This is a genomic window from Streptomyces sp. NBC_01294 (genome assembly GCF_035917235.1).
GTDB lineage: Bacteria > Actinomycetota > Actinomycetes > Streptomycetales > Streptomycetaceae > Streptomyces > Streptomyces caledonius.
This window is the reverse complement of the sequence record NZ_CP108423.1, coordinates 3135291-3149721: the sequence shown is the minus strand read 5'-3', so window position 1 is coordinate 3149721 and position 14431 is coordinate 3135291. Positions and strand designations below refer to the sequence as shown.

Below are 14431 nucleotides of genomic sequence, written 5' to 3'. Positions count from 1 at the left end.
GTGACCACGATGCGTTACACATAGCCACCGAGAGTGACTGCGACCTTCATTTGAAAGCGAGGCAGCCCATGTCGGTGGAGACGGCCCCAGGCACCCGGACCGCAACGGCTCAGCAGCATCAGGAACAGCTCAGTCTCAGTACGGCGGCGGCGCGCACCCTCGCGACGACGACCAAGTCCGAACCGCAGATGCAGGGCATCAGCTCCCGCTGGCTCCTGCGCAAACTGCCCTGGGTGCACACCCCCGGCGGCGTCTACCGGGTGAACCGGCGCCTCTCGTACGTGCTCGGGGACGGCCGCGTCGCCTTCGTCAAGAACGGCTCCAAGGTCCAGGTCATCCCGGCCGAGCTGACCGAACTGCCCCTCCTGCGCGGCTTCGACGACCAGCTCGCGCTCGGTGCGCTGGCCGAGCGCTTCGTGCAGAAGGAGTACCAGCCCGGCCAGGTCATCGTGCACGCCGGCAAGAAGGCCGACCACGTATACCTCATCGCCCACGGCAAGGTCGAGAAGGTCGGCCCGGGCAAGTACGGGGACGAGAACATCCTCGGCAGGCTCGGCGACGGCGACACCTTCGGCTGCCACACCCTGACCCGGTCCAAGGGCACCACCTGGGAGTTCACCGCCCGCGCGACGACCGCGGTCACCCTCCTCGCGCTCCCGGAAACGGCCTACCGGGCGGTCGCCGACCAGTACGAGCACCTGCGCGCGCACGTCGCGAGCCAGAACGGCAGCAGGAACGGCTTCAAGACCAACAAGGTGGGCGAGAAGCTCATCGAACTGAGCGCCGGCCACCACGGCGAGGCCGTGCTGCCGGGCGCCTTCGCCGACTACGAGCTCACGCCACGCGAGTACGAGCTGAGCGTGGCCCAGACCGTGCTGAAGGTCCACACCCGCGTCGCCGACCTCTACAACCAGCCGATGAACCAGACCCACCAGCAGCTGCGGCTCACCGTCCAGGAGCTCCGCGAGCGGCAGGAGTACGAGCTCGTCAACAACCCGGAATTCGGGCTGCTCCACAACACCGACTTCGACCAGCGCATCCAGACGCACTGCGGCCCGCCGACCCCGGACGACCTCGACGACCTGCTCAGCATGCGGCGCGGCACCCAGTACCTGTTCGCCCACCCCAAGGCCATCGCCGCCTTCGGCAAGGAGTGCAACAAGCGGGGGCTGAACCTCGGCCACGTCGAGGTCGACGGCCACCACATCCCGGCCTGGCGGGGCGTGCCGATCCTGCCCTGCGGGAAGATCCCGCTCACCGAGCAGCACACCTCCTCGATCATCGCCGTGCGGACGGGCGAGGACAACGAAGGAGTGATCGGGCTCTACCAGACCGGCCTGCCGGACGAGTACGAGCCGGGGCTCAACGTCCGCTTCATGGGGATCGACGAGCGCGCGATCATCTCGTACCTCGTCACCGCCTACTACTCGGCGGCCGTGCTGGTCCCGGACGCCATCGGCGTCCTGGAGAACGTGGAGGTCCGCCCGCGCGCGTGAACCCCGTCCGTGGCCCGGCCCGTCCCCTCGGCCCGTCCCTTCTTCGGCCCGACCGGACGCGGTGGATCAGGCCTGAGGGTCCTGCTCCTCCGCGGCGGGCTTCGGCTGCTTCTTGCGCGGTCGTCCCGCCTTCAGGAGCTGGTCCACGTCGAGGGTGACCTTCGCGCCCAGCGTGTCGGGCAGGGTCGCCAGTTCACCGGCCGCGTGAATGCGGTGGCTCGTGTACTCGCCCTCGACGGGGTCGGTCAGGACGTGCACCCGCTGGTGCTTGCGGTTGACGATGACGTAGACCGGGATCCGGGCCTGGGCGTAGGCCACGGCCTTGGCGCGCAGGTCGTTGTTGTAGTTCGACGAGGTCACTTCCAGGACCAGGCGGAAGGCCACCGGGTCGTAGCAGTTGAACTCGACCAGGTGGTCGTCGATGTCGGCGTCGACCACGGACAGGTCGGGGATGGCGTAGTCCTCGGACCCGTCGGGCAGCCAAAGGCCGATGCCCTGCACGACATGCGACTCGGGCCCATGCAGGCCTGCACTCAGAAAAGGCAGCATGAGTTCAGTGAGGACCAGGGCGTGCGGGACATCCGGCGGTGGGGTCACGGTGAGGATGCCTCCGATGATCTCGACGCGGTAGCCGGGGTTCTGCTCCATGAGCCTGTCGGCCTCCTCGAGGAGGGTCAGCGGACTCTCCTCGTCGGCGTACTCAGGGTGCTCGACGGGTGCTGTGGACATTCCGGGCCTCCCGTGGGCTGGGTCGAGAGCATCATCGTAGGACGGCGCGGCCCCTTCGCGCGGTATGCGGACGATTCACCGGAAGGAGCGGTTCAGGAACTCCAGCACCAGGCGGGTCGTCTCCTCCGGGCGCTCCAGCGACGGCAGGTGGCCCGCCCAGGGGAGCTCCCGGTGCTCGGCGCCCGGGACGAGGCGGGGAAGCTCGGCGGCGATCCGGCGGAAGTCGGGAAGGTCGTGGGCGCCGCCGAAGGCCAGCGTCGGGGCGGTGACCGAGGCCAGGTCGACGGGGGACTCGGGGAGTTCGTGGCTTTCGGTGACGGCCAGGGCGCCCTCGAAGTTCCGCAGCTGCATCGCGCGGACGAGGGCGTGCGCGTCGGCGTCGGCGTCCGGGCCGAGCCAGGTGCGGGCGTTGAACTCGGCGGCGCCGGCCAGGTCCCCCGCGTCGAGGAAGACGTCCTCGGCCGCGCCGAACTTCCGCAGTTCCGGGCTCGGTTCGTGCCCCGGCCGGCCGGGGCAGAGCAGGAGCAGCGAGGCCACCCGCTCGGGATGCAGCGCGGCGAGCGTCAGCGCGACCCGGCCGCCGTAGGAGCTCCCGACCAGGGCCGCCCGCTGCACACCGAGGTGGTCCAGCAGGTCCCGTACGTCGCCCACGTCGCTGTACGGGGACTCGGCGGCGGGGGAGTCCCCGCAGGTGCGGAAGTCGGGCCGGATCACCCGGAAGCCGGCCTCGGCCAGTGGGCGCCACTGCGGCTCCCACATGCGCCGGTCGCAGACGGAGGAGTGCAGCAGGACGACGGCGGGGCCGTCTGCCGGCCCGTCCACATCATGAGAAACGATCATCCGGTGATCTTCGCGGTTCGCGGGTCGCTCCGCCACCGTTTTCCGGGGCGGGCTCCCCGGGGTCGCCCGCCCGCCCCGCACCCTCAGAAGCTGAGCGACCGCGCGTAGTTGATCTGCGACATCACCCACGGGTAGGTGTTCGCGTCCACCGCCGGGATCATCGTGGAGTGGTGCCGGCCGCCGCTGGTGACCGTGATCTGGATGTAGCCGGTGGTCTTCTTCTCCTTCATCAGGAGGAAGAGCAGGCCGAGCAGGCAGAACAGGAAGAAGATGACCGCGAGCACGATCGCGTGGGCCGGGATCTTCTCCTCGGTGCGCGAGAAGTCGGTCGCGTTCCACATCGCGCCCCTGAGCGGCATCGTCCCCGACGGGGTGATGATCTGGTCCCCCGCGATGGTGATGTCGCCGAGGGACAGGCCGGCCCCGCCGACGGGGGCGGCGGAGTAGTCGACGGGGGCCGGAATGCCCGCGCCGCCGATGGTCGGCTGATAGGCCGGGGCCACCGGGTAGGGCTGCGGGTAGCCGTAACTGGCCTCTCCCGGGCCCCACTTGTAGCCCTCCGGGTCGGGCGTGCCGGGCTGGCCGCCCTGACTGGGGTCACTGGCGTACGGATTCGGCTGCTGCTCGCTCATACGGCCGATCCTTCCACAGGGACCCCCGCCCTGTACCCCCGGTCCCGTGCCCGGGGCCTCGCCGCGGCCGGCGGTGCGCCGGTCCGGCCCGGGTCGTTGTCAGTGGGCGCCCCTACGGTCGGAGGCATGGGAATGGTGACCTTCGTCGACGAGACGACCGCCGGAAGCCGGTGCGACGGCTGGGGACTTGAGATCGCCGAGGAGCGGCTCGCGCTGCGCGAGCTGATCCGGCGCAGGGTGTTCCAGGAGGTCGCGGAGTACCACGCGAAGCGGCCCGAGGTGTTCCAGGGGCTGGTGCGGCCGGAGGGCGCCGAGCGGACGCTCAACGGGTACGCGCTGCGGACCCCGCGCCGCATCGACCCGGAGAAGCAGACCGAGCTGGCGCTCCGGGCGTTCGAGCGCAACGGGTTCCTGGTCCTGGTGGGGGACCGTCAGGTGACCGAGCTGGACGCGGAGATATCGCTGCCGCCCGGCGTCGAGGTCACCTTCCTGAAGCTCGTCGCGCTGGTGGGTGGCTGATGACGCACGACTTCGAGGCCATGGCGGGCGAACTGGTCGTCAAGGTCGTGAGCCACTCGTTCCGGAACCCGGCGGTGCAGGAGCTGCTCGACGCCGTGCAGCGACTTGCCGACGCGGACCGCCGCCAGGTGGTCGCGGCCTTCGCCGACCGGTACCGCAGGGGGAGGGACACGGAGCCGGTCCAGCGCACCCTGCTGACCCTGATCGCGGTCGTCGGCCGCGGTCTGGACGGTCTTCCGCTGGCACAGGAGCGGACCGCCCGGCTCGATCGACTCTCCCGGTCCCACACCTGCTGGTACGCCGACCGCCACGAGGCCCTCGCTGATGCGGAGCTCGCCGCCGGGCAGGCGCTCGCTCCCGCCGTCGTCGCGACGATCCGGCGCAGCGCCATGAGCGCGTACCGCGACAGCACCCTCGTCGAGTTCGCCCGGCTGCTCACCGAACCCGTGCTCAACGTCGGCGAGGCGTGGGCGGAGCGGGCCATGGAGGACGAAGGCCGGCGGGAGCTGCTCGCGTACGCGCTGACCGCCAAGGCCGCCAAGCCCTCCGCCGCCTGGGAGAAGGGCGGCCGGGCGCTCGTCGACGGGCTCGGGGCCGACGCCGTGCGCGAGGCCGTGCTGCCGTGGCTCGCCCTCGTCGGGCGGCCCCGTACCTTCGAGCTGGAGCGGGAGGTGTACGAGCCGGACGTCAACAGCGCGTTCGACCCGTACAACGCCAACGCCCTGCGCGGCCTCGCCTGGCTGCTGTCCCTGCTCCCGCCGCACCCCGACACGGTGCGCGCCCTCGGCGCGCTCGTGGAGACCTCGCTGCGCAAGGCCGCCGGGCTCGGCCCGCGCAACCCCAAGGTGGCCAACGCCGCGGTCAACTCCCTGGCCCGCATGGAGGGTGAGGCCGCGCTCGCCGAACTCGCGCGGCTCGCGACCCGGGTGACGTACAAGGGCACCCTCAAGCTCGTCGAGGCGGCGCTGGAGACGAGGGCCGCTGCGCTCGGACTCAGCCGCGAGGAGATCGAGGAGCTGGCCGCTCCCGCGTACGGGCTGACGCAGGTGGGGAAGGCCGAGTTCCGTCTGGGGGAGGCCACCGCGCAGCTGGAGGTGCGCGGGAACCGGGCCGTGACGGTCTGGCGCAACGCCACGGGGAAGCAGGTCAAGTCCGCGCCCACCACGGTGCGGCGGAACCACGCCGAGGAACTCAGGGAACTCAAGGGCCTGGCCAAGGACATCGACAAGTCGCTGTCGGCGCAGTCGGAGCGGCTGGACCGGCAGTTCCTGGCCCGCCGCCGGTGGGCCTACGGGCCGTGGCGCGAGCGGTACCTCGACCACCCGCTGGTCGGCACCCTGGCCCGGCGGCTGATCTGGACCGTGGACGGGACGGCCGTCTGCTTCGCGGACGGGGCGCTGCGCACCCTCACCGGCGCCACCCTCACCGAGGGCGCCACCGTCGAGCTGTGGCACCCCGTCGGCCGGGAGCCCGCCGAGGTGCAGGCCTGGCGGGAGTGGCTGGAGCGGCACGCCGTGACCCAGCCCTTCAAGCAGGCGCACCGCGAGGTGTACCTGCTGACCGACGCCGAACGCAAGACGCGGAACTACTCCAACCGCTTCGCCGCACACATCCTGCGCCAGCACCAGTTCAACTCGCTGGCCGCCGCCCGGGGATGGAGCAACAGGCTCCGCCTCTGCGTCGACGACTCCGCCCCGCCCGCCACCCGCGAGCTTCCCCAGTGGGGACTGCGGGCCGAGTACTGGATCGAGGGCGAGGGCCAGGACTACGGGATCGACACCACCGAGGCGGGGACCTACCTGCGGCTGCGGACCGACCAGGTGCGCTTCTATCCGATCGACGCCCCCCAGAACCGGGCCGGCACGTACGGCGGCAGGTACGCGATGTGGCCGATACCCGGCCGCCGCCGCACCGTCGATCCGCTGCCGCTCAAGCGGATACCGGAGCTGGTGCTGAGCGAGGTGATGCGCGACGTCGACCTGTTCGTGGGCGTGGCCAGCGTCGGCAACGACCCGACCTGGTCCGACGGCGGGCCGCAGGGCCGCTTCCGCGAGTACTGGAACTCCTACGGCTTCGGCGAGCTGAACCAGAGCGCCGAGACCCGGCGGGTGCTGCTGGAGCGACTGGTGCCGCGGCTGGCCATCGCCGACCGGTGCACCGTCGAGGGCCGCTTCCTGCACGTGCGGGGCGAGCTGCACACGTACAAGATCCACCTGGGCTCGGGGAACATCCTGATGACCCCGAACGACCAGTACCTGTGCATCGTGCCAGGCGGTTCGGGCGGGGCGGGCGCCGCCGACCCCGGCTATCTGCCCTTCGAGGGGGACCGGACGCTGGCCGTCATCCTCTCCAAGGCGATGCTGCTCGCGAAGGACACGGAGATCACCGACCCGACGATCACCAGCCAGCTCCGCCGCTGACGCCGTGAGGGAACGACGAGGGCCCCGCCCCCGGACGAACCGGGGACGGGGCCCTCGTACAGACACGGACCAGAAGGTCAGAAGCGGCGCGTGATCAGCGCACGCTTGACTTCCTGGATCGCCTTCGTGACCTCGATGCCACGCGGGCACGCGTCGGTGCAGTTGAAGGTCGTGCGGCAGCGCCACACGCCGTCCTTGTCGTTCAGGATCTCCAGCCGCTGCTCGCCGGCCTCGTCACGCGAGTCGAAGATGAAGCGGTGCGCGTTGACGATCGCCGCCGGGCCGAAGTACTGGCCGTCGTTCCAGAACACCGGGCACGAGGACGTGCACGCGGCGCACAGGATGCACTTGGTGGTGTCGTCGAAGCGCTCGCGGTCCTCGGCGGACTGCAGGCGCTCGCGCGTCGGCTCGTTGCCCTTGGTGACCAGGAACGGCATGACGTCACGGAACGCCTGGAAGAAGGGCTCCATGTCGACGACAAGGTCCTTCATCACCGTGAGGCCCTTGATGGCCTCGACGGTGATCGGCTTCTCCGGGTTGATGTCCTTGATCAGCGTCTTGCAGGCGAGCCTGTTCTTGCCGTTGATCCGCATCGCGTCGGAGCCGCAGATGCCGTGCGCGCACGAGCGACGGAAGGTCAGCGTGCCGTCGAGGTCCCACTTGATCTTGTGGAGACCGTCGAGCACGCGCTCCTTCGGGTCGATCTCGACCTGGAAGTCCTGCCAGGTCGACTCCTCCGAGATCTCCGGGTTGAAGCGGCGGATCCGGAAGGTGACCGTGATGAACGGCGAGGCGGCGGCTGCCGCTTCCATCGTGTCCGTCTTGGACAGGGTCGGGGTGCCCATCAGTACTTACGCTCCATCGGCTGGTAGCGGGTGACGACGACAGGCTTGTAGTCCAGCCGGACGGAGTCCTTGCCGTCGGCGTCCACCTCGCGGTACGCCATGGTGTGGCGCATGAAGTTGACGTCGTCGCGGTTCGGGTAGTCCTCGCGGTAGTGACCGCCGCGGGACTCCTTGCGCGCCAGCGCGGACACGGCCATGACCTCGGCCAGATCGAGCAGGTTGCCCAGCTCGATGGCCTCCAGCAGGTCCGTGTTGAAGCGCTTGCCCTTGTCCTGGACGGACACGTTCTTGTAGCGCTCGCGCAGCTCCGCGATCTTCTCGACCGCGGTCTTGATGGTCTGCTCCGTACGGAACACCATCACGCACGCGTCCATCGTCTCCTGGAGCTCCAGACGCAGCTCGGCGACCCGCTCGTTGCCCGTGGAGTTGCGCAGGTGCTCGACGAGGTCGATGACCTGCTGCGCCGGGTTCTCCGGGAGTTCGACGTAGTCGTTCTCCTGCGAGTACCTGGCCGCGGCGATACCGGAGCGCTTGCCGAAGACGTTGATGTCCAGCAGAGAGTTGGTGCCCAGGCGGTTCGCGCCGTGCACCGACACGCACGCGACCTCGCCGGCCGCGTACAGGCCCGGGACGACGGTGGTGTTGTCGCTGAGGACCTCACCCTCGACGTTGGTCGGGATGCCGCCCATGGCGTAGTGCGCGGTGGGCTGGATCGGGATCGGGTCCGTGTAGGGCTCGATGCCCAGGTACGTACGCGCGAACTCGGTGATGTCCGGGAGCTTGGCGTCGAGCTGCTCCGGCGGGAGGTGCGTCAGGTCCAGGTACACGTGGTCACCGGCGGGACCGCAGCCGCGGCCCTCACGGATCTCGGTGTAGATGGAGCGCGAGACGACGTCACGGGACGCGAGGTCCTTCATGACCGGCGCGTACTTCTCCATGAAGCGCTCGCCGTCCTTGTTGCGGAGGATGCCGCCCTCACCGCGGGCGCCCTCCGTCAGCAGGATGCCCATGCGCCAGATGCCCGTCGGGTGGAACTGGAAGAACTCCATGTCCTCGAGCGGCAGGCCGCGGCGGTAGCAGGCCGCCTGGCCGTCACCCGTGAGGGTGTGCGCGTTGGAGGTCACCTTGAAGAACTTGCCGGTGCCGCCCGAGGCGTAGATGACGGCCTTCGCCTGGAACACGTGGATCTCGCCGGTGGCGAGCTCGTACGCGACCACACCGGCCGACTTCTTGACGCCGTCCTCCTCGACCAGGAGCTGGTCCAGGACGTAGAACTCGTTGAAGAACTCCACGCCCTCCTTGACGCAGTTCTGGTACAGCGTCTGGAGGATCATGTGACCGGTGCGGTCCGCGGCGTAGCAGGACCGGCGGACCGGCGCCTCGCCGTGGTTGCGCGAGTGGCCGCCGAAGCGGCGCTGGTCGATGGTGCCGTCCGGCGTGCGGTTGAACGGCAGGCCCATCTTCTCCAGGTCGAGGACCGCGTCGATGGCCTCCTTCGCCAGGATCTCGGCGGCGTCCTGGTCGACCAGGTAGTCACCGCCCTTGACCGTGTCGAAGGTGTGCCACTCCCAGTTGTCCTCTTCCACGTTGGCCAGCGCGGCGGCCATGCCGCCCTGCGCGGCGCCCGTGTGGGAGCGGGTGGGGTAGAGCTTCGTCAGCACCGCGGTGCGGCTGCGCTTCGTCGACTCGATGGCGGCGCGCATGCCCGCGCCGCCCGCGCCGACGATGACGGTGTCGTACTTGTGGATCTTCATTGGTTTCGCCTCAGCCCCGTTGCCTAGCGGATGTTCGGGTCGAAGGTGAAGATCACCAGCGTGCCCAGAAGGATGGTGAACACCGTGGCGGTGTAGAGCAGGCCCTTCAGCCACAGCCGCGTGTTGGCACGCTCCGCGTAGTCGTTGATGACGGTACGCAGGCCGTTGGCGCCGTGCAGCATGGCCAGCCACAGCATCAGCAGGTCCCAGACCTGCCAGAACGGGGACGCCCAGCGGCCGGCCACGAAGGCGAAGCCGATCTTGGAGACGCCGCCGTCCAGCACCAGCTGGATCAGCAGGTGGCCGATGACGAGGACGACGAGCACGATGCCCGAGAGGCGCATGAAGAGCCACGCGACCATCTCGAAGTTGCCGCGGGTCGAGCGGGGCGTTTTGCCCGTGCGCTTGCGCGGTGCCTCGATGTACGGCGCCGGGTTGTCGATGTCGTAGAGCGACAGACCCGATACGGACCCGCCGTCGCCCTTGGTCATGTCGACGGAAGAAGTGTCAGAAGACATGCGTGTCACTTCCCGAACAGTTCAAGGTAGGCGTGGCCCAGTACGGGGTACAGGGCCCCGACCATCAGCACGATCCAGATGCCCACGACCCACCAGAGCATCGTCTTCTGGTGGCGGGGGCCCTTGGACCAGAAGTCCACGGCGATGACACGAAGACCGTTGAGCGCGTGGAACAGGATGGCGGCGACGAGGCCGTACTCCAGCAGCGCGACGATCGGAGTCTTGTAGGTAGCCACGACATCGTCGTACGCCTCGGGAGAGACGCGGACGAGTGCGGTGTCGAGGACGTGTACGAACAGGAAGAAGAAGATGAGGACGCCGGTGACTCGATGAGCCACCCAGGACCACATTCCTTCCCGGCCGCGGTACAACGTTCCAGCCGGCACGGAAAACCCTCCGGAAGCGGGGCGGGGGCCAGCCGGCTTCTTTGTCGGTCGGGCCCGGCCGGGTACGGTCCTCCGGCCCCGGACATCGTAGCGACGCTTTGTCGGTTCCCTTGCGCGGGGGCCATCGGTGTGATCAAACAGGCACGTACGGACTATCCCACAGGGGCGAATAGCCCGATTTCCGCGCCAGACGGCCCATGCGGGGAGGTCAGCCAGCGTGTCAGATCCCAGAGCCTGGCCTGCGCGACACGGCGCAGCTCGTCCGCCGAGATCGAGCGCTCCTCGTCGACCTCGTGTCCCATCCGCCGCCGGATCGCCCCGAGCAGCTGGTCCGCCTGTTCCTCCGGCGGGTGGCCGTCGAGGCAGATGACGAAGGCGTGGCCGAACTTCCGTTCGTACTCGGCGTGGGCCGCGTCGAGCGCCAGCAGCGCCGCGTACGGTGCCCCGTGGTCCAGTTCCGCCGAGCACTCGGCGGCCAGCGCCTCGGTCAGGTCGGCCTGCGAGAGGTCGTACGAGGCCTCGTCCGCGGCGGCGAGCAGGGTGCCGGGATCCGGGTAGGGGCGGTGCGTGGCCACCCGGTGCGCCCAGCGCCGGCTGCCGCAGCACTGCAGCAGGGCGGCCTGGGCGGCTTCGGGGGACAGGGCGTTGAACCGCGCCAGTCCGGAGCCGTGTGAAGGATCGGAGCTGCCGCGGGCCTGTGCCGGAAGGTGGCTGGACAGCGGGGGGCTCCTCGGGACGCGGCGCGGGTGTCCCGCCACGCTATCGACGCAGGGCAGGGTGTGTCGTACCCATGCGGGGATTTCACCCGGAAGTGAGCCGAAAGGATGACGTGAGCGCGAAGGGCGGGCATGGTGGTGGCCCGGAAGGGGGAGGGCGACCGAGGCCGCCACCCCCCACAGGAGAGGCCCCGGCCGCCATCCGTCACGGGCTCGTGCGACAAGCCCGTACCCCTGTCAGCGCCCCGAGTGCGTTTTGTGTCACACCTCGCTCCGCACAGGATTGGTTGCGCGTTGTATCACTCGTGGACGAGAGGTGCTTGAAAGCCGTAACGTGCTGATTTGCGCCACACGTACAGGACAGTGAACGGGTTGGGGACTTTGCTGGGGGACGACGCGGAGCTGACCGCCGCGGTGCTCGCGGCACAGGACGGCGACGAGAACGCGTTCCGTGCTGTGTACCGCGCCGTGCACCCACGGCTGCTCGGTTACGTACGCACGCTCGTCGGAGACGGCGACGCGGAGGACGTGACCTCGGAAGCCTGGCTGCAGATCGCCCGCGACCTCGACTCCTTCACCGGAGACGCCGACCGCTTCCGCGGCTGGGCCGCCCGCGTCGCCCGCAACCGCGCCCTCGACCACATCCGCATGCGCGGCCGCCGCCCGGCCATCGGAGGCGACGACACCGAGCTGACCGGCTGGGCCGCCGAGTGCGACACCGCCGGCGCGGCGATGGAGTCCCTTTCCACCGGACGGACCATGGCGCTCATCGCGCAGCTTCCGCAGGACCAGGCCGAGGCCGTCGTCCTGCGGGTCGTGGTCGGGCTGGACGCCAAGAGCGCGGCCGAGACCCTCGGCAAGCGGCCCGGCGCCGTACGGACCGCCGCGCACCGCGGCTTGAAGAAGCTGGCCGAGCTGATCGGCGCCGAGGGCGCGGAGGCCGGGTTCGGGCCGGACCAGGGCACCGGCTCCGAGCCGGGCGGCCGGGTCGGCCATAATGCCGATGGCCGGCAGTGGGACGGCGGGGGCGGGAGGGATCTCGACGCCGTACCCGCGCAGCGTGGCCGAGGCGGGGGCTTCGTAGAACAAACCGGTGTGACGCATTCACGTTGGCGGACGCAGAAGGACATGTGATGGCCGACGAGCGCAACAGGTGGCTGGACGAAGCCGCGGCGGACAGACTGCTGCGCGGTGAACCGGCGGAACCTGTGGGGCCCGCCGCTGATCCGCGTGCCCGCATGCAGGCCGCCCGGCTGCGTGCCGCCCTGGACACCCTGGAATCCCTGGGAGCCGCGGCCGAGCCGTCGGCCGCGGGCGCGGAACTGCCAGGCGAGGCCGCGGCGGTGGCCGCCTTCCGCGCGGCGCACGGCGCCGCGGGTCCCGCGGTGGCCCGGCCCGGCGTCGCCGCATCCGGCGAACCCCTCGTCGGGCTCGTGGAAATCAGCCGCACCGCCCCCGCACGCGTGGCCCCCCGGCGCGGGCGGACCGTGAGCTTCGGCCTGGCCGCGGCCCTGGCGAGCGTCGCCGTCGGCGGCCTGGCCGCCGCCGCGGGCGCCGGGCTGCTGGAGCGGGCCCGGCACGACACCGCGGGACCCGGACCGGCGATGTCCGTCAGCGCCGGCGAGACCCCGGTACCGGGCACCGGCACGGGGGCACCGACCCTCACCCCGAAGCTGCTGTCCTCCCCGCCGCCGGACGGTTCGAGTCCGACGGCCGGCCCCGGCACGCCCCAGCCGCCGAGCGCGGACGGGCGAACGGCCCCCGGGACCGGAGGCAACGCGGGGACCTCGTCGGGCACCTCGACGACCGGCGGCTCGGACAAGGACGTTCAGGACGGCCAAAGCGGCGCGGGCAAGGACGGGGACCGGGACCGGGACACCTTCGGGCCCGGCGACGACGGCAGGGACCGCGAGCGCGAGCGGGAGCAGAACCGCCTCAAGGCCGTGAGCCTCTGCGAGGGGTACCGGACGGGCCGCCTCGACGACGACCGCCGCGAGCGGCTCTCGCGCCTGGCCGACGGGCTCACCCGCATCCCGGACTACTGCAAGTCGGTACTGGACGGGAACTCCGACGGCGGCGCGCGCGGCGACTCCCCGCTGCGGGACGGGCCGCTCAGGGCCACGACCCTGGAACGGGCGGTCCCGCTGGTCTCCGCGGCCCCGGGCACCGGCCGCTGATCCGCGTGCCGGCCGGTGTGCTCACCCGGCTGTAACACTTTTCGAACCGGTGGCGCAGTACATAACGAGCCGACTGGTCATCGGCCGCGCATGAGCCGGGGTTCCCCCCGTACCCCTGGGCTCTGCGCAACCGGCGCGGGCGGGGCACGTTCCCCCGGCCCTGCCCGCGCCCTTTACTTCGACCTCGTGGTCGCCTCGACCTCGTGCTCGCCTCGACCTCGTGGGACCGGATCGCGGTCCCACGTCATCCGGCCCGGCATCACCAGTAGACGACGACCTTGTCGCCGACGTTGACCTGGCCGAAGAGCGCCGACAGCTTGCCCTTGTCCCGGACGTTCACGCAGCCGTGCGAGGCGCCGTTGTAGCCGCGGGCCGCGAAGTCGGCCGAGTAGTGCACGGCCTGGCCGCCGCTGAAGAACATCGAGTACGGCATGGCCGTGTGGTAGAGCGTGGACGTCCAGTCCTTTTCCTTGCGGTCCACCTTGAACACGCCCTCGCGGGTCGGGGTGTTCTCCGAGCCGAAGCGCACGTCCATCGTCGAGATGACCTTGCCGTCGATCATCCAGGCGAGGGTGCGGCTCTCCTTGCTGATGCACATGACCCGGCCCTCCATGCAGCGCGGGTCCGGGGCGTCGACCTCGTTGACGGTCGGCGGGCGCAGCTCGGCGGCGGTGGGCTTCTTGCTGGCGCTCTGGATCTTCTTCCAGGTGGCCTCGTCGACCGAACCGGTCGCGTTCAGAGCGTTCTTCGACTGGAAGGACTTGACCGCGGCGGTCGTCTTGGAACCGTAGAAACCGGTCGGCGCGACCGACATCAGCTTGAGCTGCCGCAGGCGGGCCTGGAGCTCGCGCACCTGATCGGTGTCGTCGCCGTTGGCCATGATCTGCTTCACCGAGGGCGAAGGGGAGGCCGACGGCGAGGCCGAAGCGGAGGCAGAGGCCGACGGCGAGGCCTCGCCGGGCTTGTTGTCGGTGGTCGGAGAAGCTTCGGGGGAGGCGCCCGCCGTGGGCGAAGACGAAGCCGAGGAGGCGGAGCCGGCGGACTCCGTCTTCTGCGGCCCGCAGGCGGTCGCGGCGAGCGCGACGGCGGTTGCCACCCCGATCGTGCGGATTATGACTCTCTGGCGCTGCATTGCAGTCCCCCGGTTTCTACGTTGTGTATCTAGGTGATGCTTCGCCCGCATGGACAGTTGCACTGAGTCCCGGGATGTTGCGCCATTGTGACCAGCAGCCGTCCGCGGCCTTACGAAGCGATGCGCGGGCAAGGTTGTACCAGTCCCGGGCCCGGTGGCTCTACGTCCGTCTTGCGATGTCTGTGTCACGTCCGGCAAGGAAAGGCTTGAGCGCAGCTGGGTATATCTGGATTTCATCTCGAGCGACCTATATGCCTGGACGCTCTG

The 14431-nt window shown here is 70.2% G+C and carries 14 protein-coding genes; 5 read left to right on the top strand and 9 right to left on the bottom strand.

From position 1 onward, the window contains the following. Positions 1-68: 68 nt before the first annotated feature. A complete protein-coding gene (locus OG534_RS13980; protein ID WP_326588415.1) occupies positions 69-1496 on the top strand; it encodes a family 2B encapsulin nanocompartment shell protein in 1428 nt (475 codons plus the stop codon). 66 nt (positions 1497-1562) lie between these two features. On the opposite strand, the gene OG534_RS13975 is transcribed toward OG534_RS13980, so the two are convergent. The 3 genes from OG534_RS13975 to OG534_RS13965 all read right to left on the bottom strand — a co-directional run bounded on the left by OG534_RS13975 (position 1563) and on the right by OG534_RS13965 (position 3697). Next, positions 1563-2225, bottom strand: a complete 663-nt coding sequence (locus OG534_RS13975) for a Uma2 family endonuclease (RefSeq protein ID WP_326588414.1) — start codon at positions 2223-2225, stop codon at positions 1563-1565. A 75-nt stretch (positions 2226-2300) separates the two neighbouring features. After that, positions 2301-3065, bottom strand: a complete 765-nt coding sequence (locus OG534_RS13970; RefSeq protein ID WP_326588413.1) for an alpha/beta fold hydrolase — start codon at positions 3063-3065, stop codon at positions 2301-2303. Positions 3066-3148: 83 nt separating this feature from the next. Next, positions 3149-3697, bottom strand: coding sequence for a hypothetical protein (locus OG534_RS13965; protein ID WP_326588412.1), 549 nt, complete (start codon positions 3695-3697; stop codon positions 3149-3151). Between the two features lie 126 nt (positions 3698-3823). Between OG534_RS13965 and OG534_RS13960 the strand changes: the two genes are divergently transcribed. Together OG534_RS13960 and OG534_RS13955 are read left to right on the top strand one after the other, a co-directional pair. After that, positions 3824-4216, top strand: a complete 393-nt coding sequence (locus OG534_RS13960; protein ID WP_326588411.1) for a hypothetical protein — start codon at positions 3824-3826, stop codon at positions 4214-4216. Next, positions 4216-6636, top strand: coding sequence for a DUF4132 domain-containing protein (locus OG534_RS13955; RefSeq protein WP_326588410.1), 2421 nt, complete (start codon positions 4216-4218; stop codon positions 6634-6636). The genes OG534_RS13960 and OG534_RS13955 overlap by 1 nt, the downstream gene beginning before the upstream one ends. Before the next feature lie 77 nt (positions 6637-6713). On the opposite strand, the gene OG534_RS13950 is transcribed toward OG534_RS13955, so the two are convergent. The 5 genes from OG534_RS13950 to OG534_RS13930 all read right to left on the bottom strand — a co-directional run bounded on the left by OG534_RS13950 (position 6714) and on the right by OG534_RS13930 (position 10897). Further along, positions 6714-7481, bottom strand: coding sequence for a succinate dehydrogenase iron-sulfur subunit (locus OG534_RS13950; RefSeq protein WP_326588409.1), 768 nt, complete (start codon positions 7479-7481; stop codon positions 6714-6716). Then, positions 7481-9235 (bottom strand): succinate dehydrogenase flavoprotein subunit, encoded by a 1755-nt coding sequence (sdhA, locus tag OG534_RS13945; RefSeq protein WP_326588408.1) that lies wholly within the window; start codon positions 9233-9235, stop codon positions 7481-7483. The genes OG534_RS13950 and sdhA overlap by 1 nt, the downstream gene beginning before the upstream one ends. Before the next feature lie 23 nt (positions 9236-9258). Beyond that, entirely contained in the window at positions 9259-9753 is a 495-nt protein-coding gene (locus OG534_RS13940; RefSeq protein WP_326588407.1) for a succinate dehydrogenase hydrophobic membrane anchor subunit, read from the bottom strand. Between the two features lie 5 nt (positions 9754-9758). Further along, a complete protein-coding gene (gene sdhC / locus OG534_RS13935) occupies positions 9759-10139 on the bottom strand; it encodes a succinate dehydrogenase, cytochrome b556 subunit (protein WP_326588406.1) in 381 nt (126 codons plus the stop codon). A 152-nt stretch (positions 10140-10291) separates the two neighbouring features. After that, positions 10292-10897: a 2-oxo-4-hydroxy-4-carboxy-5-ureidoimidazoline decarboxylase gene (locus OG534_RS13930; protein ID WP_398564860.1), complete on the bottom strand. Its 606-nt coding sequence runs from the start codon at positions 10895-10897 to the stop codon at positions 10292-10294. A 339-nt stretch (positions 10898-11236) separates the two neighbouring features. Between OG534_RS13930 and OG534_RS13925 the strand changes: the two genes are divergently transcribed. Beyond that, on the top strand, positions 11237-11989 hold the full coding sequence (locus OG534_RS13925) for an RNA polymerase sigma factor (RefSeq protein ID WP_326593602.1): 753 nt from the start codon (positions 11237-11239) through the stop codon (positions 11987-11989). Further along, positions 11989-13032 (top strand): hypothetical protein, encoded by a 1044-nt coding sequence (locus OG534_RS13920; RefSeq protein ID WP_326588405.1) that lies wholly within the window; start codon positions 11989-11991, stop codon positions 13030-13032. Before OG534_RS13925 ends, OG534_RS13920 begins: the two co-directional genes overlap by 1 nt. Positions 13033-13291: 259 nt before the next feature. On the opposite strand, the gene OG534_RS13915 is transcribed toward OG534_RS13920, so the two are convergent. Then, the gene (locus tag OG534_RS13915; RefSeq protein ID WP_398564862.1) at positions 13292-14164 is read right to left on the bottom strand and encodes a L,D-transpeptidase family protein; all 873 of its coding nucleotides are present in this window, start codon (positions 14162-14164) and stop codon (positions 13292-13294) included. Positions 14165-14431 lie beyond the last annotated feature (267 nt).